This window comes from Emticicia sp., from assembly GCF_049241225.1.
Taxonomy (GTDB): Bacteria; Bacteroidota; Bacteroidia; order Cytophagales; family Spirosomataceae; genus Emticicia.
The window spans coordinates 21,453-43,081 of record NZ_JBMLRC010000214.1 but is presented as its reverse complement, the minus strand read 5'-3'; the positions used below and the strand labels follow the sequence as shown (position 1 = coordinate 43,081).

Annotated in this window: 21 protein-coding genes; 11 read left to right on the top strand and 10 right to left on the bottom strand. The window is 36.9% G+C overall.

Translation table 11 applies throughout. From position 1 onward, the window contains the following. Together ACOVO2_RS12070 and ACOVO2_RS12065 are read right to left on the bottom strand one after the other, a co-directional pair. Positions 1–953, bottom strand: a 953-nt coding sequence (locus tag ACOVO2_RS12070) for an electron transfer flavoprotein subunit alpha/FixB family protein (RefSeq protein ID WP_421770216.1), incomplete at its 3' end; no start/stop codon positions are given. An 87-nt stretch (positions 954–1,040) separates the two neighbouring features. Beyond that, a complete protein-coding gene (locus ACOVO2_RS12065) occupies positions 1,041–1,775 on the bottom strand; it encodes an electron transfer flavoprotein subunit beta/FixA family protein (RefSeq protein WP_421770215.1) in 735 nt (244 codons plus the stop codon). A gap of 188 nt (positions 1,776–1,963) precedes the next feature. Here ACOVO2_RS12065 and ACOVO2_RS12060 point away from each other — a divergent pair, with 188 nt between their 5' ends. After that, the gene (locus ACOVO2_RS12060; RefSeq protein ID WP_421770214.1) at positions 1,964–2,287 is read left to right on the top strand and encodes a tetratricopeptide repeat protein; all 324 of its coding nucleotides are present in this window, start codon (positions 1,964–1,966) and stop codon (positions 2,285–2,287) included. A gap of 103 nt (positions 2,288–2,390) precedes the next feature. Here ACOVO2_RS12060 and ACOVO2_RS12055 read toward each other — a convergent pair whose 3' ends face one another. After that, on the bottom strand, positions 2,391–2,777 hold the full coding sequence (locus ACOVO2_RS12055) for a hypothetical protein (protein ID WP_421770213.1): 387 nt from the start codon (positions 2,775–2,777) through the stop codon (positions 2,391–2,393). A gap of 281 nt (positions 2,778–3,058) precedes the next feature. Here ACOVO2_RS12055 and ACOVO2_RS12050 point away from each other — a divergent pair, with 281 nt between their 5' ends. After that, positions 3,059–4,129, top strand: a complete 1,071-nt coding sequence (locus ACOVO2_RS12050; RefSeq protein ID WP_421770212.1) for an asparaginase — start codon at positions 3,059–3,061, stop codon at positions 4,127–4,129. A gap of 314 nt (positions 4,130–4,443) precedes the next feature. On the opposite strand, the gene ACOVO2_RS12045 is transcribed toward ACOVO2_RS12050, so the two are convergent. The 5 genes from ACOVO2_RS12045 to rfaD all read right to left on the bottom strand — a co-directional run bounded on the left by ACOVO2_RS12045 (position 4,444) and on the right by rfaD (position 10,739). Continuing rightward, entirely contained in the window at positions 4,444–5,802 is a 1,359-nt protein-coding gene (locus ACOVO2_RS12045; protein WP_421770211.1) for a flavin monoamine oxidase family protein, read from the bottom strand. A gap of 24 nt (positions 5,803–5,826) precedes the next feature. Further along, positions 5,827–6,681, bottom strand: a complete 855-nt coding sequence (tesB, locus tag ACOVO2_RS12040) for an acyl-CoA thioesterase II (RefSeq protein ID WP_421770210.1) — start codon at positions 6,679–6,681, stop codon at positions 5,827–5,829. Positions 6,682–6,749: 68 nt separating this feature from the next. Beyond that, positions 6,750–7,724, bottom strand: a complete 975-nt coding sequence (locus ACOVO2_RS12035) for an NAD(P)H-dependent flavin oxidoreductase (RefSeq protein ID WP_421770209.1) — start codon at positions 7,722–7,724, stop codon at positions 6,750–6,752. Between the two features lie 144 nt (positions 7,725–7,868). Next, a complete protein-coding gene (lepA, locus tag ACOVO2_RS12030) occupies positions 7,869–9,659 on the bottom strand; it encodes a translation elongation factor 4 (protein WP_421770208.1) in 1,791 nt (596 codons plus the stop codon). 114 nt (positions 9,660–9,773) lie between these two features. Next, positions 9,774–10,739: an ADP-glyceromanno-heptose 6-epimerase gene (rfaD, locus tag ACOVO2_RS12025; protein ID WP_421770207.1), complete on the bottom strand. Its 966-nt coding sequence runs from the start codon at positions 10,737–10,739 to the stop codon at positions 9,774–9,776. A gap of 163 nt (positions 10,740–10,902) precedes the next feature. On the opposite strand from rfaD, the gene ACOVO2_RS12020 reads away from it, so the two are divergent. The 6 genes from ACOVO2_RS12020 to ACOVO2_RS11995 all read left to right on the top strand — a co-directional run bounded on the left by ACOVO2_RS12020 (position 10,903) and on the right by ACOVO2_RS11995 (position 16,427). Further along, positions 10,903–11,322 carry a 6-pyruvoyl trahydropterin synthase family protein gene (locus ACOVO2_RS12020; RefSeq protein WP_421770206.1) on the top strand — a complete coding sequence of 140 codons (420 nt, stop codon included), beginning with the start codon at positions 10,903–10,905 and terminating at the stop codon, positions 11,320–11,322. A gap of 17 nt (positions 11,323–11,339) precedes the next feature. Beyond that, on the top strand, positions 11,340–12,497 hold the full coding sequence (lpxB, locus tag ACOVO2_RS12015) for a lipid-A-disaccharide synthase (RefSeq protein WP_421770205.1): 1,158 nt from the start codon (positions 11,340–11,342) through the stop codon (positions 12,495–12,497). Positions 12,498–12,509: 12 nt separating this feature from the next. Then, complete coding sequence (locus tag ACOVO2_RS12010) at positions 12,510–12,998, top strand: hypothetical protein (RefSeq protein ID WP_421770204.1); 489 nt, start codon at positions 12,510–12,512, stop codon at positions 12,996–12,998. A 119-nt stretch (positions 12,999–13,117) separates the two neighbouring features. Next, positions 13,118–14,563, top strand: coding sequence for a Fe-S cluster assembly protein SufB (gene sufB / locus ACOVO2_RS12005; RefSeq protein ID WP_421770203.1), 1,446 nt, complete (start codon positions 13,118–13,120; stop codon positions 14,561–14,563). Between the two features lie 209 nt (positions 14,564–14,772). Next, entirely contained in the window at positions 14,773–15,534 is a 762-nt protein-coding gene (locus ACOVO2_RS12000) for a DUF5694 domain-containing protein (protein ID WP_421770202.1), read from the top strand. 2 nt (positions 15,535–15,536) lie between these two features. Further along, a complete protein-coding gene (locus ACOVO2_RS11995; protein WP_421770201.1) occupies positions 15,537–16,427 on the top strand; it encodes a carboxypeptidase-like regulatory domain-containing protein in 891 nt (296 codons plus the stop codon). Position 16,428: 1 nt separating this feature from the next. On the opposite strand, the gene ACOVO2_RS11990 is transcribed toward ACOVO2_RS11995, so the two are convergent. Then, on the bottom strand, positions 16,429–16,893 hold the full coding sequence (locus ACOVO2_RS11990; RefSeq protein WP_188765342.1) for an Lrp/AsnC ligand binding domain-containing protein: 465 nt from the start codon (positions 16,891–16,893) through the stop codon (positions 16,429–16,431). A gap of 570 nt (positions 16,894–17,463) precedes the next feature. On the opposite strand from ACOVO2_RS11990, the gene ACOVO2_RS11985 reads away from it, so the two are divergent. From ACOVO2_RS11985 to ACOVO2_RS11975, 3 genes are all read left to right on the top strand, one after another. Beyond that, entirely contained in the window at positions 17,464–18,705 is a 1,242-nt protein-coding gene (locus ACOVO2_RS11985) for a DUF819 domain-containing protein (RefSeq protein WP_421770200.1), read from the top strand. 111 nt (positions 18,706–18,816) lie between these two features. Further along, entirely contained in the window at positions 18,817–20,286 is a 1,470-nt protein-coding gene (locus ACOVO2_RS11980) for a capsule assembly Wzi family protein (protein ID WP_421770199.1), read from the top strand. 142 nt (positions 20,287–20,428) lie between these two features. Then, positions 20,429–20,608 (top strand): T9SS type A sorting domain-containing protein, encoded by a 180-nt coding sequence (locus ACOVO2_RS11975; protein WP_421770198.1) that lies wholly within the window; start codon positions 20,429–20,431, stop codon positions 20,606–20,608. 47 nt (positions 20,609–20,655) lie between these two features. Here the strand turns inward: ACOVO2_RS11975 and ACOVO2_RS11970 are convergent, their stop codons facing one another. Then, positions 20,656–21,537, bottom strand: coding sequence for a bifunctional 5,10-methylenetetrahydrofolate dehydrogenase/5,10-methenyltetrahydrofolate cyclohydrolase (locus tag ACOVO2_RS11970; RefSeq protein ID WP_421770197.1), 882 nt, complete (start codon positions 21,535–21,537; stop codon positions 20,656–20,658). Positions 21,538–21,629: the final 92 nt, after the last annotated feature.

The following is a 21,629-nucleotide window of genomic DNA, read 5'->3' as shown; positions in this document are numbered from 1 at the left end:
GCCAAAACCGCTTTTGTCAATTTTGGTAAAACCTCAAATACATCGCCAACGATACCGTAATCGGCAGCTTTGAAGAATGGTGCTTCTGGGTCTTTATTAATCACAACCAGTACTTTTGAAGAGTTTACACCCGCCAAGTGCTGAATTGCTCCCGAAATTCCGCAAGCAATGTAAAGATTTGGAGAAACTTTAACACCAGTTTGTCCAACGTGTTCGTGGTGAGGTCTCCAATCCAAGTCTGAAACTGGTTTCGAGCATGCAGTTGCTGCACCCAAGGCATCAGCTAAGTCGAGTAATGGCTGCCAGCTTTCAGGGCCTTTCATGCCACGGCCACCCGAAACAACTAAGTCGGCTTCTGGTAATGAAATAGTTCCCGTTGCTTTGATAGTTTCGGTTACTTTCGCCGCAAAAAGATTATCAGCCAGAGCAGGTGTGATATTTTCTACCGTTGCACTGTTTCCGCTTTCTACTGGAGCAACTACATTTTTCTTGATTGCCAAGATTTTTACATCGCCATTGACATTCACATCAGCAAAGGCTTTTCCAGTGAAAATACTTACTTTAACTTGGAATCCATTACTAAGATTTGGTAGCTCAGTAACGTTTCCAACTACTGCGGCTTTCAATGCTCCAGCTGCACGAGCTGTTACTGCATCAGCAAAAGAAGATTTTGCTGCAACCACAACTTTTGCTCCTGTACTTTTTACGGTTTCTGCCAAAACACTTGCATAAGCCATGCTGTTTGGATTAGCTAATTTCGCATCGGCAGCGTGTAAAACTTTGCTTGCACCAAAGTTTCCTGCTTTTGCTAATTCTGCTGCATCTGCACTACCAATAGCGAGTGCTGTTGCAGTTGTGCCCATCATTTCGGCTACTTTTGAGCCATAGTAAATGGCTTCGAGAGATGATTTTTTGATTGCACCATCGGCAATCTCTGTGAATATGAGTATCATTTTGATTTACGATTTAAGATTTTTGATTTACGATTAAAACTTACGAAAATTAAAAATTCGTAAATCGTAATTCGTAAATCGTAATTATTAAAGCACTTTGGCTTCTGTTTTTAATAATTCGATTAGTTTTTCGGCTTCTTCGGCAGGAATCATCTTGCAAGCACCTTTTGGTGCAGGTAAGCTGTATTTTTCGGTGTTTGTTAGTGCCGAACCTGCCGCAGGAATTACCTTCAATGGCTTCGTACGGGCCGTCATGATTCCACGCATATTTGGAATTTTCCATTCGGCAATTGGTTCTTGACAACCCAAAACAAGTGGGAGAGAAGCGGTTAGTTTTTCTTTTCCACCTTCAATTTCACGAGTCATACTTGCTTCATTTCCGTTTACATCCAATTGCATTACTGGTGAGAATGACGGAATACCGAGCATTTCACCAACAATTCCGTGAACAACCCCTGAATTATAATCAGTGGTTTCACGACCCATCAAAATCAAATCATAATTTCCTTCTTTAGCAACTGCCGCAATTTGCTCAGCTACAAAGAAAGAATCAGTTGGCTCTACATCAACTCTGATGGCATCATCTGCACCGATAGCCAAAGCTTTTCGGATTTGAGGCTCGGCATCTGCACCACCAACATTCAATACAGTAATAGTGGCTCCCGATTGCTCTTTCAATTCTACTGCACGAGCCAGGGCGTAATCATCATAAGGGCCGATGATGTAAGTTACGCCAGCTTTGTTTAGTTTTGTGTCTCCATCAGTAAAGGAGATTTTTGAAGTTGTATCGGGTACACTCGAAATACAAACTAATATTTTCATAATTTTAGGCTCCCAACCCCTAAAGGGAGATTTTATTTATTGTATGCTTTTAGGGGTTAGCTGAAAAGCATATTTTAAGAAATTGTCTGATAATCAATGCACTTAAAAAGATAACATTATTTATTGAAATAAGTTAATAATAGTATGCGTGCATAACATTATGCAAATCTAAATTAAAGATATATTCAATGCAAGAAGAACGATTAAAAATTTTATTTCAGTATTTAGAAGAGGAGCCAAATGAGCCTTTTAATGTCTATGCCATTGCGATGGAATACATAAATAAGGATATTCAGAAAGCAAAGTTTTATCTCGAAAGATTATTGAACGAACACCCTGACTATGTGCCAACTTACTATCATGCGGCGGCCGTCTATGTTGAGTTGGAAGATTTTACAAAAGCCGAACAAACGTATCAATTGGGCATAGAAAAAGCTCATCAGCAGCAGTCAACGAAAGCTTTTGATGAGCTTAAAAGAGCCTATCGAATGTTTCTTGATGAAATGGAATAAATAAGTCTATTGTCCATAGTCCACGGTCGATAGTGGGTAGCGTATAAAGTCCAAATTTGATAGAGAAATATCGGTTGACTATCCACTAATGTCCATCTACTACTTAGTAATACAATTCGTTGGCTTCTTCGGTTTTGTTTTTACCAAATAAAGCTCTGAAGGTATTGGTCATGTATAGCATATCTAAAACTTTACTTTTAGCTTGCTTCATGATATAAGTATAGTTATTGTTTTTGATTTGTTCTTCCAAATGATTCAAAATCAAAGCCATACAATCTTGGTTTTCGGTGAAGTTATCTACGATATACATCATAAATTTGTTTTCTACTTCAGATTCTGCAAAGTAAAATACGATGTGTAGGTCTTCATCTACTAAGAAAGTTGTAGTTTTGTTGCTGTCAAATGATTTAAACATTTCACCGTGGTCAACTAAGCAATCAATTATTGCGACATCATCACTAACTATGCGTAAGGTTGGCTGGATATTCATAACTTTATAATTTTAATTTTTCCGAATAATATTTTGTATCTGTATCAAACATAACGAAAAAATCTAAAAAATGTTCAATAAAATATAAATATTTCTTGGAATAGTATAATTATTGAAATTTGAAAAATAGAAAATTTGGTTTCGATTTTGAGTATTAGTACTTAAAAAATACTTGATTATTGAAAATTGAATTTAGATTTCACTTGTTTTTAGAAAAAAAATATACTTTTTCGTAAAAACGCCTAAAATAACACCTCATTTTTTCTTGAAAAAAAAATAAAATGACTTACAAAATTTCTAAAATTTTAACTTCATCAGACAAAAAAAATCGTTCGGCATCTGTCCTAATGATTTACACAGGCGGTACTTTGGGAATGGTTTACGATACAAAATCGAAATCGCTCGTACCATTTGATTTTGACCAAATCTTGGTAAATGTACCCGAACTAAAAAGGCTCGAATTTGAGTTGACGATACTTACTTTACCAAAGCCGATTGATTCATCAAACATTAAACCTGAAACGTGGATAGAGTTGGCGGCAATTGTAAGAGATAATTTTGAGCAATATGACGCTTTCGTGATTTTGCACGGAACTGATACAATGGCATATACTGCCTCGGCTTTGAGTTTTTTACTCGAAAATTTATCTAAACCTGTTATTCTGACTGGAGCTCAATTACCAATTGGAATTGCCCGCACAGATGCCCGTGAAAATTTGATTACGGCTTTAGAAATTGCCTCAGCCGAAATTAATGGACGACCAGTTGTACCAGAAGTGGCGGTTTATTTTAATTCGTATTTGTTAAGAGGAAATAGAGCAAAGAAAAAAGAAAGTAGCCAGTTTAATGCATTTCGCTCAGAGAATTACCCTGCTTTGGCCGAAGTGGGCGTAACGATTGATTTTAATTTCCCGTTTATCATGCCATTTCGACCAGATTTGCCATTAATTGTGCATGAAAAACTTGAAGAACAAGTGATGATTCTGAAACTTTTCCCAGGAATTAATCAAGCTATGGTACATAATTTATTGAGTACAGAAGGTTTGCGAGGTGTGGTTTTGGAAACTTATGGGGCAGGAAATGCTCCGTCGGACGAATGGTTTTTGGATGAATTACATCAAGCCACCAAACGAGGAATTGTGATTGTGAATGTGTCTCAGTGCGATGGTGGCCGAGTGCTACAAGGTCATTACCAGACCAGTAGTAAACTAAAATCTATTGGAATAATTAGTGGGGCAGATATTACGACCGAGGCGGCCATTACGAAGTTGATGTTTTTGTTGGGTCAAGAAACTGAGCCAGAGCGTGTAAAATATAGAATGGAGCAGAGTATTTGTGGAGAAATGAGTTGATTTTTGGATACTGGTTGATTTGTTACTGGGAAACTGCAGGGCCGCCCGTGCGGTTATTGGGGAATTGTGAGGCAGCCCGTCAGTTACTTAGTAACTTGTTAATTAACGTAGATTGTAAGCATTAAAACTCATCGTAAAACTAGAACCACAACAGTGGGCCGTGCAGATAATGCTGATTTTACAGATTTGCACTGATTTTTAAAGAAAACCTTATTTTTATCAGTGAAAATCAGCCAAATCTGCGTCATCTGCTTTCTATTTTTTTAAGGTTATGTTTTGAATTAATTATTGATTGTTTACTTTTTACTGATTCATCATTGCAAATCTATAATTTTATCGGCCTCCCGAATTCCACTTAGATATGCTCCGTGAGCGGTTGAGAAATAATCAATTTCGGTGTGTTCGCCAGCAAAAAAAATTTTGTTATTAATTTCCTCAGCCAAATCATTGAAATGCTGCATTTCTGTGCCTACCGCTGTGTATGAATATGCACCTAAAGAATTTTCGTTGGACTGCCATTTGGTTCGGAGCATTTTCGTTGGATTTGGAATTTTATTGCCGTATATATCTTTTAAATGCATCATTATTTCGTCAATTACTTGGGCATCAGTCATTGTTTCGGTTTGCCGGGCATAGTTGGCGTAGGCGAAAGTCATCAAAGCATTTGCTGCAGGATTTACTTTTTTTAGATTGACAAAATAATTGAATTTGTCTTTTACTTCTGGTGTGTAGGTAATGTACTGTACATCATCCCAAAAGACCGTATTCCAAGTAAGCAGGAATTTATTTACACAACCCATCCCTATTTTTTGAATGGCTGTTTGTTTGGAAGAAGATAGGGCTGGTAAAAATTGAATAGTATTGGCCTTCAAAACACCGAGTGGAACAGTTATGAGTACATAATCGGCTTCGGTTACAGTTCCATTGTGAGTGATTTTTACCTTCGTGTTAGTATAATCTACTTTTGAAACCCTTTGATTAAGCAAGATAGTTAAGTCTTTTGCCAAAAATTGGGCGATTGTATCATAGCCATTAGTAGCAAATTTTTCTATGCCAGTATATTCTTCGCCTTCATTATAAAGTAGTGAAGAAAGTTTATCTAAATCTCCAGTATCGAATGTTACAAAAGTTGAAAGTAGAAATTTCCAAAGGCGGTCTTTGGCTTTTGCAGGGTATAAATTATTGAAAACTGTTTCAAAACTTTGAGTAGAATTGCCTCTTTTATTTAAGGAATTTAGAATTGTGTAAAATTCGTCTTCGACAGTAGCGTACACGTTTTGGGCCCTTAAAATTCCCCCAATATCATAAGATTTTATACTTTCATCATCAGTAAACGCAGAGGTCATTCCTGCTTGCTGTGCTAAAGTGGTGATTGGATTTCCATCAATTCCGTGAATCCAGCTCGCACCTTCATCAAATGCAATTCCTAAAGTTCGATTGGTTCTTAATCTGCCACCAATTTTATCCTGTGATTCCAGAATGGTTACTTTAAAACCTTTTTCATGCAGTTTTTTTGCAGCCGCAAGTCCCGAAATTCCTGCTCCAACAACAATGACTGTTTTATCACTTGGAATGACATCACTCTGCTGACAAGCACTTGTCAATATTGTTGGAGAAGTTAATAGAATTGGTAATCCAGATAAACTATTTTTTATGAATTTTCGTCTTTGCATTTCTTGAAATTTACATTCAATCAATTATTTCTTTACTCTAATCAAACCCTCTTGCACAACCGAGGCAACTAATTTTCCATCTTCTGTAAAGAAATTCCCTCTCGTAAAACCTCTCGAATTTGAAGCACTTGGGCTATCGAGTGCATAAAGTAACCATTGGTCTATTCTGAAATCTTCGTGAAACCACATGGCGTGGTCGAGACTTGCCAAAAATAAATCGTTCAATGAAACTGTATCTAAATGAGGGAGGGTGGCTGTTCCCAATAAATTATAGTCAGAAGCATAAGCCAAAATAATTTGGTGTAAACGCAAATCATCAGGTAAATCGCCATTGGCTTTTATCCAAACGTGGCGAAATGGCTGTTGTTTTTGAGGTTTCAGCGGATTTATTCGCTCAACTGGTCGAAATTCAAGCGGGCGTGGGTGTGAAAAATTCTTGTAAAAATCAGGAGCTTTGTCTTTAAATGCTTCGATTAGTACCAAATCAGAAACCAATGTATCGGGTGGGGGAACATTCGGCATCGTAATTTGGTGATTGAAACCTTCTTGCGAACTTTGGTATGAACTAATCATACTAAAAATTGCTTTCCCGTTTTGAATGGCATTAACCCGACGAGTCGTGAAACTTCCACCATCACGAATACGGTCAACTTCGTAGAGGATTGGCATCGAAATATCACCAGTCAGAATGAAATAACCGTGCATTGAGTGCAAAACTCGGTCTTCGGGAACTGTCTGATAAGCTGCGTAAAGTGATTGAGCAAGCACTTGTCCGCCAAAAACTCGTTTCCACGGTGCTTGGTAATTTTCTCCTCTAAATATATTTTGTTCTATTTTTTCAAGACTCAAAAGTTGTACTAATTCTTCGGCTGTTTTCATTGATTACGAATCTAAACCTGCAAGGTCTGGGCGACCCCGTTTTTCAAACCTTGCAGGTTTTTTATAGGTTAATATTTTTGTAATAATTGATACTGTTCTTCAATAGCAGAACGAAATTCTTGTTTTAAATTGTCTATCAAGCTCTGGGTACTTTGCACATCATGTATCGAAGTTACGCCTTGCCCTGCCGACCAAATGGTTTTCCATGCTTTTGCTTCAGCTTGTGCGGCATCTAATTCTTTTCCGAAATCTATTTTTCCTGCTTTGCTCCAAAGTTCGGGCGTTAGTCCAGCAGCTTCGAGGCTTGGTTTTAAGAAATTGGCATTTACACCCGAAACGGCGGCAGTATAAACGATGTCAGCAGTATCGCTTTCGATAATCATTTCTTGGTATTCTTTGTCTGCTCTGCTTTCTGTGGTATTTATGAAACGAGTTCCCATATATGCCAAATCTGCTCCAATTTGGAGAGCAGACGCAATATCTCTACCTGTGCTGATACAACCCGAAAGTAAAATTGTCTTCTTGAAGAAACTACGAATTTCATTCACAAAGGCCATTGGATGAAGTGTTCCTGCGTGTCCGCCTGCACCTGCACAAACCAAAATGAGGCCATCTACACCAGCTTCGCTTGCTTTTTCAGCGTGACGTTGGTTGATAACATCATGAAAAACCAAACCTCCATAACTATGCACAGCATCCACGATATCAGAAACAGCACCGAGTGAAGTGATAACTACTGGAACTTTGTGTTTCACAATCATTTCTACATCAGCATAAAGGCGTGGGTTTGACCGATGCACAATTAGATTGACGCCATACGGAGCAGCGGGCTTTCCGTTGGGTTGTGTATAACCAGCAAGTCGATTTTCGATTTCTACTAACCATTGTTCAAAGCCTTCGGTTGAGCGTTGATTGAGTGCTGGGAAAGTACCAACTACACCATTCTTACAACATTCTACTACTAAATCAGGCCCCGAAATTAGAAACATTGGTGCTGCAATCGCTGGCAAAGACAGCGACTCTGAGAGTTTTTGCGGTATCATTTTTATTTGGTTTTTGTTGTTGAATATGCTCGTAAAGGTAAAATATTTTGGATAAAAGTTGTCTTTTTCGCATAAATTTCTCTGTAAAAAGCAAAAGCCGCAGAAATTTTTAATTTCTACGGCTTTCAAAATGTGCTTGTGATATTAATTATTAATCTTCAAAATCGCCATGAAAGCATCTTGTGGAACTTCTACTGTTCCAATCTGACGCATACGTTTCTTACCTTTCTTTTGTTTTTCTAAGAGCTTACGCTTACGAGAAATATCACCACCGTAACATTTAGCCGTTACGTCTTTTCTCAAAGCTTTCACTGTTTCTCTCGAAATTACTTTTGCTCCAATGGCTGCCTGAATCGCAATATCAAATTGCTGACGTGGTAATAATTCACGCAATTTCTCGCATAATTTTTTACCCCATTCGTAAGCCTTATCACGGTGAACAATCGCCGAAAGTGCATCGACAGGCTCGCCATTTAATAAAATATCTAATTTCACGAGTGTCGATTCACGATAGCCAATCAAATGATAATCAAGTGAAGCATACCCACGAGAAATGGTCTTTAATTTATCGAAAAAGTCGAAAACAACTTCTGAAAGTGGCAATTCAAACGTTAATTCAACACGTGTTGAGGTGAGATAAACTTGATTTTTGAGCAAACCACGTTTGTCCATACACAAACCAATAATTGGCCCAACGTAATCGGCTGCCGTGATGATTTGAGCATTGATAAATGGTTCTTCAATCCAGTTAATGACATTCGGGTCAGGCATTTCTGAGGGTGCCGAAACCTCCAATATTTCATCTCGTTTATTAACAACGTGGAATTTTACCGAAGGAACGGTCGTTAAAACCGTCATATCAAATTCACGTTCGAGACGCTCCTGTACGATTTCCATGTGAAGCATTCCTAAGAATCCGCAACGGAAACCAAAGCCCAAAGCGGCCGAAGTTTCTGGTTCCCAAATCAAAGCCGCATCATTGAGTTGAAGTTTTTCCATGGCATCACGTAAATCTTCAAACTCCGAAGTATCAACTGGATAAATACCCGCAAAAACCATTGGTTTTACTTCTTGGAAACCCTTAATCATTTCTTTCGTTGGATTAAGAGCATTCGTAATCGTATCACCAACTTTTACTTCTTTGGCAACTTTAATACCCGAAATGATATAACCTACGTCACCGCAATCAACGTAATCACGAGGTTCTTTGGTTAATCGCAAAATCCCGACTTCATCCGCAAAATATTCTTTGCCAGTTGCCACAAATTTTACTTTATCACCTTTATTTATTCTACCATTTTTTACTCGGAAAATTACCTCAATTCCTCTAAAAGAGTTGAAAGTAGAGTCAAAAATCAAAGCTTGGAGCTCGGCTTTTGGGTCGCCAACTGGTGGCTTAATTCTGTGAATAATTGCCGATAAAATTTCATTAATACCAATACCTTCTTTGGCACTCGCCGGGATAATTGAGTCACGGTCACAACCAATCAAATCAACGATTTGGTCTTTCACCTCTTCTGGCATTGCCCCTGGTAAATCAATCTTGTTTAACACAGGAATGATTTCAAGATTATGCTCCAATGCCAAAAATAAGTTACTAATCGTCTGTGCTTCAATACCTTGGGCGGCATCAACCACCAACAAAGCACCTTCACAAGCAGCAATTGAGCGAGAAACTTCGTAGCTAAAGTCAACGTGTCCTGGGGTATCAATTAAGTTTAATACGTATTCTTCGCCCTCAAACTTATAATTCATTTGAATAGCGTGACTCTTAATTGTAATTCCACGTTCACGCTCTAAATCCATATCGTCAAGCACTTGGGCTTGCATATCTCTTCCCGAAACTGTTCCTGTAAATTGTAATAGACGGTCGGCAAGTGTACTTTTACCGTGGTCGATGTGTGCAATGATGCAAAAATTACGAATATTTTTCATTCAAATATGTGAGACGGATTTATGAACCGTTTGATTTAACAATAACAATCTTTGAACAGACAAGTTTGAAATTTGTCATACAAAAAACAAAATTAGTAAGAAAAAGGCAGATTTTTAAAGATATTTTTTTCCAACCAAATAATTTGTAACATAATCCTTCACTGCATCTTCGAGGCTTGTGAATGGTTTTTTGTAACCAATCATGCGAAGTTTGCTCATATTGGCTTGCGTATAATATTGATATTTGTCTCGAATATCAATCGGAGTATCGATAAAATCGATGTTTGGCTCAAGATTAAGGGCGGCAAATGTGGCTTTTGCCAAGTCGAGGAAAGTGCGGGCAATGCCTGTACCTAAATTATAAATGCCCGAATTTCGGCGTGAGTGCATCAAGAAAATACATACATCCACCAAATCTTTTACATAAATAAAATCACGCATTTGTTCGCCATCTTTGAAGTCAGGGCGGTGCGATTTGAAAAGCTTGATGTTGCCGTTTTTGTTGATGTTATTAAATGAATGGAAAATCACCGAAGCCATTCGTCCTTTATGGTATTCGTTCGGGCCATATACATTAAAGAATTTCAAGCCAGCCCAAAAGAAAGGAGCATTTTTTTGTTGTAAAGCCCATTTATCGAAGTCATTTTTAGAATCTCCGTATGGATTCAAAGGCTTCAATTGAGGAATTACGAGTTCGTTATCGTCATAGCCCAGCTCACCTGCTCCGTAAGTAGCTGCTGAAGAGGCATATACCAACGGAATTTGGAACTCATGACATTTCTGCCAGATACGTTTTGAATAATTGAGATTCAGGCGGTCGAAGATTTCGGTGTCGAATTCAGTAGTATCAGTTCTTGCTCCGATATGGAAACAGAATTCAACCTCAGCTTGGTTTTTTTCTAACCATTCAAAGAAATTATCTCGATGTACAAATTCTTGAATTTTCTTGCCTTCCAGATTTTTCATTTTTTCTTCATTTGAAAAATCATCAACGGCAATGATGAAATTAAAGTTATCCTGATTCAAACGCTGAATCAAGCAACTTCCGATAAAACCAGCTGCACCTGTTACAATTATCATAGTGTATATCCTATTTTTTTTGAAATAGTGTGCAAAATTATAACATTGTAGCTTACAAATCCATACACTAAACTTTGATTAAATTGTACTTTTTTAAGAAATGTGAGTATTTTGAATAAATAAGTTTTTTTGTTGGTAATTTTGCGAAAAAATTAAACAGATAATGATTTTTATAACAAGAAAAGAAACTTTCAACGCTGCTCATCAACTATTCAAGCCAGAATGGTCGAAAGAAAAGAATCTGGAAGTTTTCGGACTCTGCTCAAACATTCACGGGCACAATTGGGAACTTTTTGTAACAGTTAAAGGAGAAATCAACGAAGAAACGGGTTTTGTGATGGATTTGAAAGACCTCAGCAAAATCATGAAACATGAAATTGTAAACAAAGTAGACCACACTTTTTTGAATACCGATGTTGAGTTTTTGAAAGGAAAATTGCCAAGTACAGAGGTTTTTGCGGTAGAAATTTGGAAAATCCTTCAACCTATCATCCCAAATTATTGTCACGGTCAATTGCACTGTGTTAAGTTGGTAGAAACCGCTAATCATTTTGTGGAATATTATGGAACCCCAAACCCCTAAAGGGGCTTAAAGTCAAAATGGATAACAATGCAAATAATAGCACCCCTTTAGGGGCGGGGGGGCGATACTTCATCATTGCAGGCGAACGTTCGGGAGATTTACATGGCTCGAATTTAATAAAAGCTATCAAGAAAGCTGATAATCAGGCAGCTATTAAAGCTTGGGGTGGAGATTATATGCAAGAAGCTGGGGCCGAAATCACGAAGCATTACCGAGATTTGGCCTTTATGGGTTTTCTGGAAGTATTAAAAAATTTACCGACAATCTTGGGTTTTATCGGTGAATGTAAAAAAACTATCGAAGAGTTTAAACCAGATGCCATAATTTTGATTGATTATGCAGGCTTCAATATGCGAATTGCCAAATGGGCAAAAAAGGAAGGTTACAAGGTTTTCTATTATATTTCTCCAAAAGTTTGGGCATGGAATCAGAGCCGTGCGTGGAGTCTGAAAAAAAATCTCGACCGCCTATTTGTAATTTTTCCGTTTGAAGTGGAGTTTTTTAAAAAGTATAATTTTGATGTAGAATTTGTCGGAAATCCGCTTTTTGATGCCATTGCAACATTCAAACCTTCTGATAATTTTTTAATTAACAATAACTTATCTGATAAAAAAATCATAGCATTATTACCTGGAAGTAGAAAGCAGGAAGTTGAGAAAATGCTTAATTTGATGGTGGCTACTCAAAGTAAATTCGCTGATTATCAGTTTGTTATTGCAGGAGTTGGGAATTTATCGTTAGATTTTTATAAACCTTTTCTGAACGAAAATATTAAACTTGTAATTGACCAAACCTACGATTTATTATCGCACAGCACGGCTGCTTTGGTGACATCAGGTACGGCGACATTAGAAACCGCTCTTTTTGGAGTTCCGCAGGTGGTTTGTTATAAAACGAGTAAAATTTCATATCAAATAGGTAAGTGGGTCATAAAAGTGCCATATATTTCGTTAGTAAATTTAGTGGCTCAAAAAGAAGTAGTGAAGGAATTGATACAAGATGATTTGACGATTGAAATTTTATCGAATGAATTAGATAAAATCATAAACAATCAATCATTCAGAAATCAACAAATACTTGATTATAAGCAAGTAAAAGAAAGTCTGGGTGAAGTAGGGGCATCCGAAAAAACTGGACGTAGAATTGTAGAAATATTGAGTAGTACAAAACAATAAACTATAAAAAAGATGAATATTAAAGGCATTTCGATTGCACTTACATTGACGTTTGTTGCACTTTTTTCGTGTAAAAAGAGCGAAACAGCAGTTACACCAAAAACAAAAACTGAGTATTTGGCAGGGACAAGTTCAAAATCTTGGAAAAATACAAAAGCAATTGCTGCCAACGGTGGACTAACGATTGATTTAGTGAATTCACAGCCTACTTGCGTGGTAGATAATATCCTTACTTTTTCGACAACAAAGACTTACGAAATCAGAGAAGGTGCCACAAAATGTAATGCTGCTGACCCGGATTTAGTTTTGAAAGCAAACTGGGGTTTCAATGCTGATGAAACCAAATTTACAGTTGATAAAATCAGTTTTCAAGGTCGCCAATTCGACAACATTAGTTTTGATATTGTTGAATTGAACGATAATATTTTTGTGGGCAAAACTATGCTTACGCTCAATAATGTTAATTATGAGTTTTCGGCTACTTTTGAGCCTGCAAAGTAAGAGTCGATGTAAAAATTGTAAAAATATTTAAAATCTTATTTATATTAAGTCTAAATTTGCGAACATTTACCGCATAATTTTTGTTGCGTTATATAGAGTAAATCAAGCAAAACAATAGCATGAGCAAAGATTTAGAATTATTAGAAGAACTAACCACATCCGAATACAAATACGGATTCTACACAGATATTGAAGCTGACGAAATTCCTGCTGGCTTGAATGAAGATGTCATCAGACTCCTTTCTGCAAAGAAAAATGAGCCAGAGTGGATGCTTGAATACAGATTGAGTGCATATAGAGTTTGGCAAACTATGACTGAGCCAACTTGGCCTAATGTTTCGTACAAACCAGTTGATTTACAGAGCATTAAGTATTATTCTGCTCCAAAACAACAAAAAGTTATCAATAGCCTTGATGAGATTGACCCAGAATTACGCCGCACTTTCGAGCGTTTGGGAATTTCATTGAAGGAGCAAGAGCGTTTATCGGGTGTAGCGGTTGATGCCGTTATTGACTCGGTTTCGGTTGCGACTACTTTCAAAGCCAAACTTGGAGAATTAGGTATAATTTTCTGCTCAATTTCTGAGGCAATTCATGAGCATCCGGACCTTATTAAAAAGTATTTGGGTTCGGTAGTGCCAGTGAAAGATAACTATTATTCGGCTCTCAACTCGGCGGTTTTCTCTGATGGTTCGTTTTGTTATATTCCTAAAGGTGTTCGTTGCCCAATGGAATTATCAACTTACTTTCGTATTAATGCGGCAGGAACTGGACAGTTTGAGCGTACATTAATTGTGGCCGACGAAGGTTCTTATGTAAGTTATTTAGAAGGTTGTACTGCCCCAATGCGTGACGAAAACCAATTACACGCTGCGGTAGTTGAGATTTTTGCTCATGAAAGAGCTGAAGTAAAGTATTCGACTGTACAGAACTGGTATCCAGGCGATAAAGACGGAAAAGGTGGAATCTATAACTTCGTTACGAAACGTGGTTTGTGTTTTGGCGAAAACTCAAAAATTTCGTGGACACAAGTAGAAACTGGTTCGGCAATCACTTGGAAATATCCATCGGTTGTATTGCGTGGCGATAACTCAATCGGAGAATTTTACTCGGTTGCAGTGACCAACAACATGCAGCAAGCCGATACTGGTACAAAAATGATTCACTTAGGAAAAAACACCAAGAGTCGTATTGTATCGAAGGGTATTTCGGCAGGAAGAAGCCAAAATTCATATCGTGGATTGGTTGATATTTCAAAACGTGCCGAAAATGCTCGTAATTTCTCGCAATGTGATTCATTACTTTTGGGAGATAGATGCGGAGCACACACTTTCCCGTATATCGAAGTAAAAAATTCTTCGGCATCTGTAGAACACGAGGCAACAACTTCAAAAATTGGTGAGGACCAATTATTCTATTGTAATCAAAGAGGTATTCCGACTGAGCAGGCCGTAGCGTTGATTGTAAATGGTTATGTAAAAGAGGTTTTAAACCAATTACCAATGGAGTTTGCGGTAGAAGCACAAAAACTACTCGAAATTTCGTTAGAAGGTAGTGTAGGTTGATTTCACAGAGAATTACATATTATTGAAAAGGCTGTCATTTGGCAGCCTTTTTGTTTAGATATGTAGCACAATTTTGTAAATTGTGCCGTTAAACTTATTTAGTTTTATCTATGAAATATCTTTTATCCTTCATATGCTTTATTTGCGGTTCAACATTCATTAATGCCCAGAGTGGGAGGGTGCAAGTAGCTTTTTTGGGTGTTTTTCACATGGGAGAAACTTCAGATTATGTGAAGGGTGGAATTGATGATTTACTATCGGCCGAACGCCAAAAACAAGTACAAGAAGTGGTCGATGCTTTGGCAAGGTTTAAACCCGATAAAATTTTTGTTGAAAATACGCCCGATGCCCAACCCTATTGGAATACTGTTTACCGAAATTATTTGAACGGTTTTCGTCCTGCCGAAAAAAGTGGCGAACTCAATGAAATCTTTCAGATTGGTATTAAACTGGCTAAGAAAATCAATAATCCTGTCGGTGTGACTTGCATTAATTACGTTCAGCCAGATTTAGCTTTAGGAATGCGAACTGCACGCAATAAAATTGATACCCTTCAAACTTTTTACGCCCATGAACTCGAACGAGCCAGGCCTACGTATGATGCTTATTTCAAGCAAAATCCGAGTGTTAATCGTTCGTTTAATGAGTATTTGAGCAATTATGAAACTTGGAAAAAACTTCCGATTAAAGAACATTTAATGAATCTAAATTCTGAGCAAAGTATCGCAACGCTACATTATTTTAACATAACTGGCTGGATGGATACTAATACCAATGGCTACGGAGCGGAATTTACTGCTAAAGAATATTATAGAAACACTAAAATTATGCAAAATATCTTATCGAGTGTAAGTCCGTATGATAGAAAACTGCTCGTAATCATCGGTGGAGGACACGTTCAGATTCTTAGAGATATGTTAAAGTCGCATCCGTATTTTGAAATTGTGGATGTGAGAGAGATTTTGAAATGAAAATGAAAAAGATTTTACTTTTGTTTTTAGTGGCTCAAAATTTTGTTTGGGCACAAACACTCATAAAAGATAGCCAAACTAAGGAGCCAATTCCATTTGTTGCTATTTCAAAGCAGAATGGTACGGGTACATATTCAAATGAGAATGGTTCATTTGATTTATCTTTTACTTCTTCAGACACTCTCTATATTTCACATTTGGCATACAAATCTATAAAACTGACTAAGTCAGATATAGAAAAACTTTCGGGTGGTGTCGTTTATTTGGTACCGAAATCCTTTGAATTGTCAGAGGTTAAAATAAGTCCAATACAAAAAAATAGCATTAATTGTGGCTATTATTACGAAAAAACATATTTCAATAGAACTGGCCCTGGTGGCAAAAATGACTTTAGTGTTTTTGTAAATCATCTCAAAAATACTACTAATGTAGAAGGTAATTTAGAAAAACTATATTTTGATTTGCATGTTGCTCTAACCGAAAGAAGCAACTCAAGAGCAAGAGTAAGAATTTTTTCAGTTGGAGAAGACGGCCTGCCTAAAGATGATTTATTAACCAAAGAAATCATAAAAAGAATCGACCGTCTATCTCCAAATTTACAAATTGATGTGTCGGAATTTAATATTTCATTTCCACTCAAAGGCGTTTTTATTGGGCTTGAGTTTTTTTGTAATTTTGAACAAAAAGAGCCGAACAAAAGAGGCAATTACAAAACAATTACGAATTGCCCGCATATTGAAACTGCTAAAGTCTCAAATAGCCATGTTATTGGTGAAAGTTATTTTTGGACTATTTGGGCTGGTAAAATGCAATGGGTTTGTTATAGTGATGGTTTAAAAATGAAAGGCTTAAAAGGACATGTTTTTAAATTTGGTGCAAAAGTTAGGTATTAACTTACACCAAGGGTATAGGCCTATTAAACCTTTCTTCCAAAGAAATAAAAGTCTCGGTGCGATTGATTCCACCAACCTTCTGAATTTTATCGTGAAGTACTTCTCGTAAATGTTGGGTATCTCTACAAACAATTTTTACAAAAATACTGTATTGACCAGTCGTGTAATTAATGCTTACAACTTCTGGTATATTTTCTAATTGGTCGGCCACTGTATCGTACAATTCGCTTTTATCAAGATAGATTCCTAAGAAAGCACTTATGTCCCAACCGAGTTTTATTGGGTCAACGATTAGCTGTGAGCCTTTTACGATGCCCATTTGTTCCATTTTGTTCATCCGCACGTGAACTGTCCCACCCGAAACAAATATTTTTTCACCAATTGTTGTGTAAGGCATCTTAGCATCCTGCATGAGCAATGATAAAATCTTCAAATCTGTTTTATCAATTTCTAAATTTTTTTCCATTTTTAAAAACTTGAATTATGAATTTATCAATAAAATTAATAAAAAATTACGAATATTATAAATTTTAAATATTTTTTATAAAATATTTGCAACGTATATCTATTTTGTATTAACTTTGTAACATCAAAATAAGACAAAGCACCACAATTACAGCAAAGTTTAAAGTTTTGATTTATACTGTAAGGTGATGAAATTGGCAGCCATGCCCTCCTGTCTCGGGGGTGGTGATTATAGGACAAACGCAGCATAATGCCGGACTATCTTAGTCGACTGGGATTGACCACCAAATTTGTACTGTGGCTAACTACACCGTGGGCGGTTCGACTCCCCCTCTTACAGCAAGCAATTTAAAAGTGTGAAAGAATATTTTATTTGATAAATTTCTTTCATACTTTTTTTTTGAGTATTTTTGCTTAGTAAAAATATTATTTGGTTTTTAGTTTGTTGATGAAGTGTAATTGCGACACGCAATCCCGAATTGAGGTTTGCGTGTTTTTTTGTGTTTAAAAAGCACGAATGTTTAATCAAGAATCATTTACTTTGTGTTTCTGACTGAAATAAATCTAATCCATGATTGAAGAAAAAGCCTTCTTTACAAACGATGCCGTAGTTCTTGGAATTTTAATGGCTACATTGGCCCTTATTTTTTACTCAACTACCCTAAAATCATTTGAAAAGTTTTATAAAATTGTTCCTTCAATACTTCTTTGCTTTTTTATTCCAGGTTTATTGAGTTCGTTTAATGTTATTTCGGCGGCTGATTCTCAGCTTGACGAAACCGCTTCACGGTTTTTCTTACCAACTTGTTTAGTCTTTTTTACATTAAGTATTGATATTCAAGCTCTTCGACAGCTTGGTGGGAAAGCTTTGTTTGTCTTTTTTGCTGGTGCATTAGGTGTGATGGTAGGCGGACCTGTTGGAATTTGGGTGGGAAAAATGATTGACCCAACTTTCTTGGGGAAAGACGGTGAAGAAATTTGGCGAGGTCTGGCTACGATTGCTGGAAGTTGGACCGGCGGAAATGCAAACCAGTTGGCTTTAAAAGAAATCTTTCAGCCTTCGCCTGCTGTTTTTGCCCAAACAAGTGTGATTGACGTGCTTTTTGCCGAGTTATGGTTGGGTTTGCTGCTTTATTTCGTGGCAAAAGCTACAATTATCGATAAAAAAATGAAAGCTGATGCGAGTATCATTAAAGAAATACAAGAAAGGGTTGAAATTGAAAGTGCCAAACAAAAGAATCCGACTTTTCAAGAATTATTTTTATTACTGGCCGTTGGGTTTGGAATAACAGGCCTTGCCCATATTGTGGCTGATAATGTTGCTCCTTTTGTCGAAACCAATTATCCGAATCTGAAGGCTTATAGTTTAGCGTCTAAATCATTTTGGATTGTTACAGTTGCATCGCTTTCAGGTTTTATTTTGTCAAATACGAAAGCTCGCAATCTTGAGCGATTCGGTGCTTCTAAAATCGGTACTTTGTTCCTTTACTTTCTGATAGCTACCATCGGAATGCAATTGCATATTTTTGAGGCTTTCAAAAATCCGATGTTATTTTTGGTTGGCTTGATTTGGATTTTGATTCATGCTGTCTTCACTATCATTGCATCGTACATCGTAAAAGCTCCTTTTTTCTTTACAGCGGTTGGTTCGCAAGCCAATGTTGGGGGAGTCGCTTCGGCTTCGGTTGTAGCGGCTGCATTTAATCCTTCGTTGGCTCCTATTGGCGTTTTATTGGCCATTCTAGGAAATGCTGTTGGCACATATTGTGGCTACCTCACTGGCCTTGTAATGCAATGGATTTCAAATTCATAAGAGACTTATGATTAATAAATTAGGTGTTTTGTGTACTCAAAAAGGCATACATCATTAAATCCATTTCTTAGGCACTATATTTGCTCGATTTTCTGTATAAATTGAGCGAACATGAAAAAAATTTTTACTCTTTTGATGGGGTTTGTTGTGGCGTGTAATGCTCAGCAGAATCCACCCAAAAAATTTGATTATCGGTTTGAGATAGGAAGTTATTTTTCTATTAATAATAAGCTACCCTTTTGGCAAAGTTCAAATCAGTTTGGGAGTATTCCAAGCGATTTACCAGCCTTTCTTTGTCGCCAAAGTATCAAAACTCAAAAAGATACACTCAATAGATTCTTCAAATTTGATTATGGTTTTGAAGCCGTGACAGTTCTTGGTAAAAAACCGCAATTATTACTCCCCGAAGGCTTTCTTTGCACTAAACTCGGTAAGTTTGAAATTTATGCTGGACGTAGAAAAGAAATTTTTGGAATTGTCGATACACTTTTATCATCAGGTTCGGTTTCGTGGTCGGGAAATGCCATGCCAATTCCGAAAGTACAAATTGGAATGCCAAACTATACGAAGTTATTTTTTAAATGGCTGAGTTTTAAAGGTTCTTACGCACATGGCTGGTATGGAAACCAAACTTTTACTAAAGGCCACTATTTGCACCAAAAATCACTTTTTGTAAGACTTGGGAAACCAACCGCAACTTTAAATTTATACGGCGGTGTTGTGCATAATGTTACCTGGGGCGGGACCCCAAAAAATGTTCTTCCAATAGGTGATGACCGGCTTTTAAATGGAAAGTTTCCAGCCGATTGGTATGTTTATGGAAATGTAGTTTTGCCCTTGAAAGGTCTTTGGCGTCAGACTGACCGACATTACAATTACAATGCTTTTGAAACAACCAATCATTTTGGTAATCAACTTGGTTCGGTTGATGCGGCGGCTGAATTTAAATTTAAGAAAAGTAAATTGATGCTTTATCGGCAATTTTTATTTGAAGACGGTCAGTTATTTGGACTAACAAACACCGATGATGGTCTTTATGGTTTGAGTTTTACGCCAAATTCGAAGTCATCGTTTAAAAAAGTGGTTTTTGAGTATTTGTTTACAAAAAATCAGGGTCGGTATGTGGCAGGTATGGGTCGATTATTAAATTTACCTGACCGACACCCCAACGAAGAGAGCTTTTTGTTTAACCATCAACAATATTTTGATGGTTGGTCTTATAATCGACGGACCATTGGTACACCTTTTCTAACTCCCGAACAAAACATCAGAAATGAGAATCAGCTCGGAAATGGCAATGTTTTCGTGAATAACAATCGTATTTGGGCGTTTTATGGGGCTTTATTGAATCAGATTGGAACAATTACTTTCTCAAATCGACTTTCGTTTAGTAGAAATTTCGGAAATACAAGTTTGCTTGGAAGAGTTATCGAACCAGTTGACCAAATTTCGTATTCAATTAACACCGTAATACCTCTTCGAAGATTAAAAGCAGATTTGAATGTGAATATCTCGGTTGACCACGGTGATTTAATCAAAGATAATTATGGAGGTTATATCTCGTTGATTAAAAAATGGTAAGTAAAACCACTGATTGACACCATTAAATAAATTTTTTAATAATTATTTAAACCAATGCAACATATTTCGGTCAAACGTACGTCTTTATAATAAATTGGCAAATCTTTTGTACTTACTAATCCATATATAAACGATGACTGAAATGAAAACGAAGATTTTTCTTAAAGATTCACAAGGTAGAGTTCTTGAAATGAAAGACCTTGAAAATGAAAATAGTAATGAATTTGATGTAGATAAATTGAAGGATGGGATTTATTTTGTTGAATTACAACTTCCACAAGGTAAGGCTATTACGCATCAGTTTAGAGTAAATCATAACTAAACGATATAGGTTGGGTGATAATGAACTATTTATCACCCAACAACACTTTATTTATAGATTTCTCTTCTTGCCGAAAGTAATGTATTGTACATCAAAGCTGCTACGGTCATTAGTCCAACTCCACCCGGTACTGGTGTAATATAACTACATTTAGGAGCAACCTCATCGAATTTTACATCACCTTTGAGTGCAAAACCACTTTTCTTTGTAGTATCAACCACTCTGGTTAGGCCAACATCAATCACTACCGCTCCATCTTTAACCATATCGGCCGTAATGAATTCTGGTTTTCCAAGTGCTGCAACCAAAATATCAGCTTGTTTGGTGATTTCTGAAAGGTTTTGAGTTTTACTGTGCACCAAAGATACCGTACAGTTTCCTGGGTAAGTATTGCGTTGCATCAAAATACTCATCGGTAAACCTACGATTTGGCTTCTGCCCACAACCACACAGTGTTTTCCTGCTGTTTCGATATTATAGCGTTTGATTAACTCCAAAACACCGAAAGGAGTTGCCGAAATGTAAGCTGGTAAGCCTTTGGCCATTCGACCAATATTAATTGGATGAAAACCATCAACATCTTTGCGTGGCTCGATGGCTTCGATTACTTTATCTACATTTATGTGTGCAGGAAGCGGAAGTTGAACGATGAAGCCATCAATATCATCATCTTCGTTGAGTTGTTGAATGATTTCGAGAACTTCTTCTTCAGTAGTGCTTGAATCACGGCGAATGAGTGTCGATTTGAAACCAATTTCTTCACAAGACCTGATTTTACTTGCTACGTAGGTTTCGCTTGCACCATTATCGCCAACTAAAATTGCGGCTAAATGCGGAATTTTACCACCATTTGCTTTTTGTTTCTCTACTTCTTCTTTGAGTTCTTGCTTAACTTGAGCAGAAATAAGTTTACCATCAATGATTGTCATGGAGCTGATTTTTTATTGAAAGTGCAAAAGTAAGAAGATAATTACGATTTACGAATTACGATTGATGATTTACGATTTTTTTGTTAGGCTAT

Coding starts and splice junctions, on each gene's coding strand:
- ACOVO2_RS12065 (WP_421770215.1), bottom strand. CDS start 1,775: ATGAAAATATTAGTTTGTATTTCGAGTGTACCCGATACAACTTCAAAA.
- ACOVO2_RS12060 (WP_421770214.1), top strand. CDS start 1,964: ATGCAAGAAGAACGATTAAAAATTTTATTTCAGTATTTAGAAGAGGAG.
- ACOVO2_RS12055 (WP_421770213.1), bottom strand. CDS start 2,777: ATGAATATCCAGCCAACCTTACGCATAGTTAGTGATGATGTCGCAATA.
- ACOVO2_RS12050 (WP_421770212.1), top strand. CDS start 3,059: ATGACTTACAAAATTTCTAAAATTTTAACTTCATCAGACAAAAAAAAT.
- ACOVO2_RS12045 (WP_421770211.1), bottom strand. CDS start 5,802: ATGCAAAGACGAAAATTCATAAAAAATAGTTTATCTGGATTACCAATT.
- tesB (WP_421770210.1), bottom strand. CDS start 6,681: ATGAAAACAGCCGAAGAATTAGTACAACTTTTGAGTCTTGAAAAAATA.
- ACOVO2_RS12035 (WP_421770209.1), bottom strand. CDS start 7,724: ATGATACCGCAAAAACTCTCAGAGTCGCTGTCTTTGCCAGCGATTGCA.
- lepA (WP_421770208.1), bottom strand. CDS start 9,659: ATGAAAAATATTCGTAATTTTTGCATCATTGCACACATCGACCACGGT.
- rfaD (WP_421770207.1), bottom strand. CDS start 10,739: ATGATAATTGTAACAGGTGCAGCTGGTTTTATCGGAAGTTGCTTGATT.
- ACOVO2_RS12020 (WP_421770206.1), top strand. CDS start 10,903: ATGATTTTTATAACAAGAAAAGAAACTTTCAACGCTGCTCATCAACTA.
- lpxB (WP_421770205.1), top strand. CDS start 11,340: ATGGATAACAATGCAAATAATAGCACCCCTTTAGGGGCGGGGGGGCGA.
- ACOVO2_RS12010 (WP_421770204.1), top strand. CDS start 12,510: ATGAATATTAAAGGCATTTCGATTGCACTTACATTGACGTTTGTTGCA.
- sufB (WP_421770203.1), top strand. CDS start 13,118: ATGAGCAAAGATTTAGAATTATTAGAAGAACTAACCACATCCGAATAC.
- ACOVO2_RS12000 (WP_421770202.1), top strand. CDS start 14,773: ATGGGAGAAACTTCAGATTATGTGAAGGGTGGAATTGATGATTTACTA.
- ACOVO2_RS11995 (WP_421770201.1), top strand. CDS start 15,537: ATGAAAAAGATTTTACTTTTGTTTTTAGTGGCTCAAAATTTTGTTTGG.
- ACOVO2_RS11990 (WP_188765342.1), bottom strand. CDS start 16,893: ATGGAAAAAAATTTAGAAATTGATAAAACAGATTTGAAGATTTTATCA.
- ACOVO2_RS11985 (WP_421770200.1), top strand. CDS start 17,464: ATGATTGAAGAAAAAGCCTTCTTTACAAACGATGCCGTAGTTCTTGGA.
- ACOVO2_RS11980 (WP_421770199.1), top strand. CDS start 18,817: ATGAAAAAAATTTTTACTCTTTTGATGGGGTTTGTTGTGGCGTGTAAT.
- ACOVO2_RS11975 (WP_421770198.1), top strand. CDS start 20,429: ATGAAAACGAAGATTTTTCTTAAAGATTCACAAGGTAGAGTTCTTGAA.
- ACOVO2_RS11970 (WP_421770197.1), bottom strand. CDS start 21,537: ATGACAATCATTGATGGTAAACTTATTTCTGCTCAAGTTAAGCAAGAA.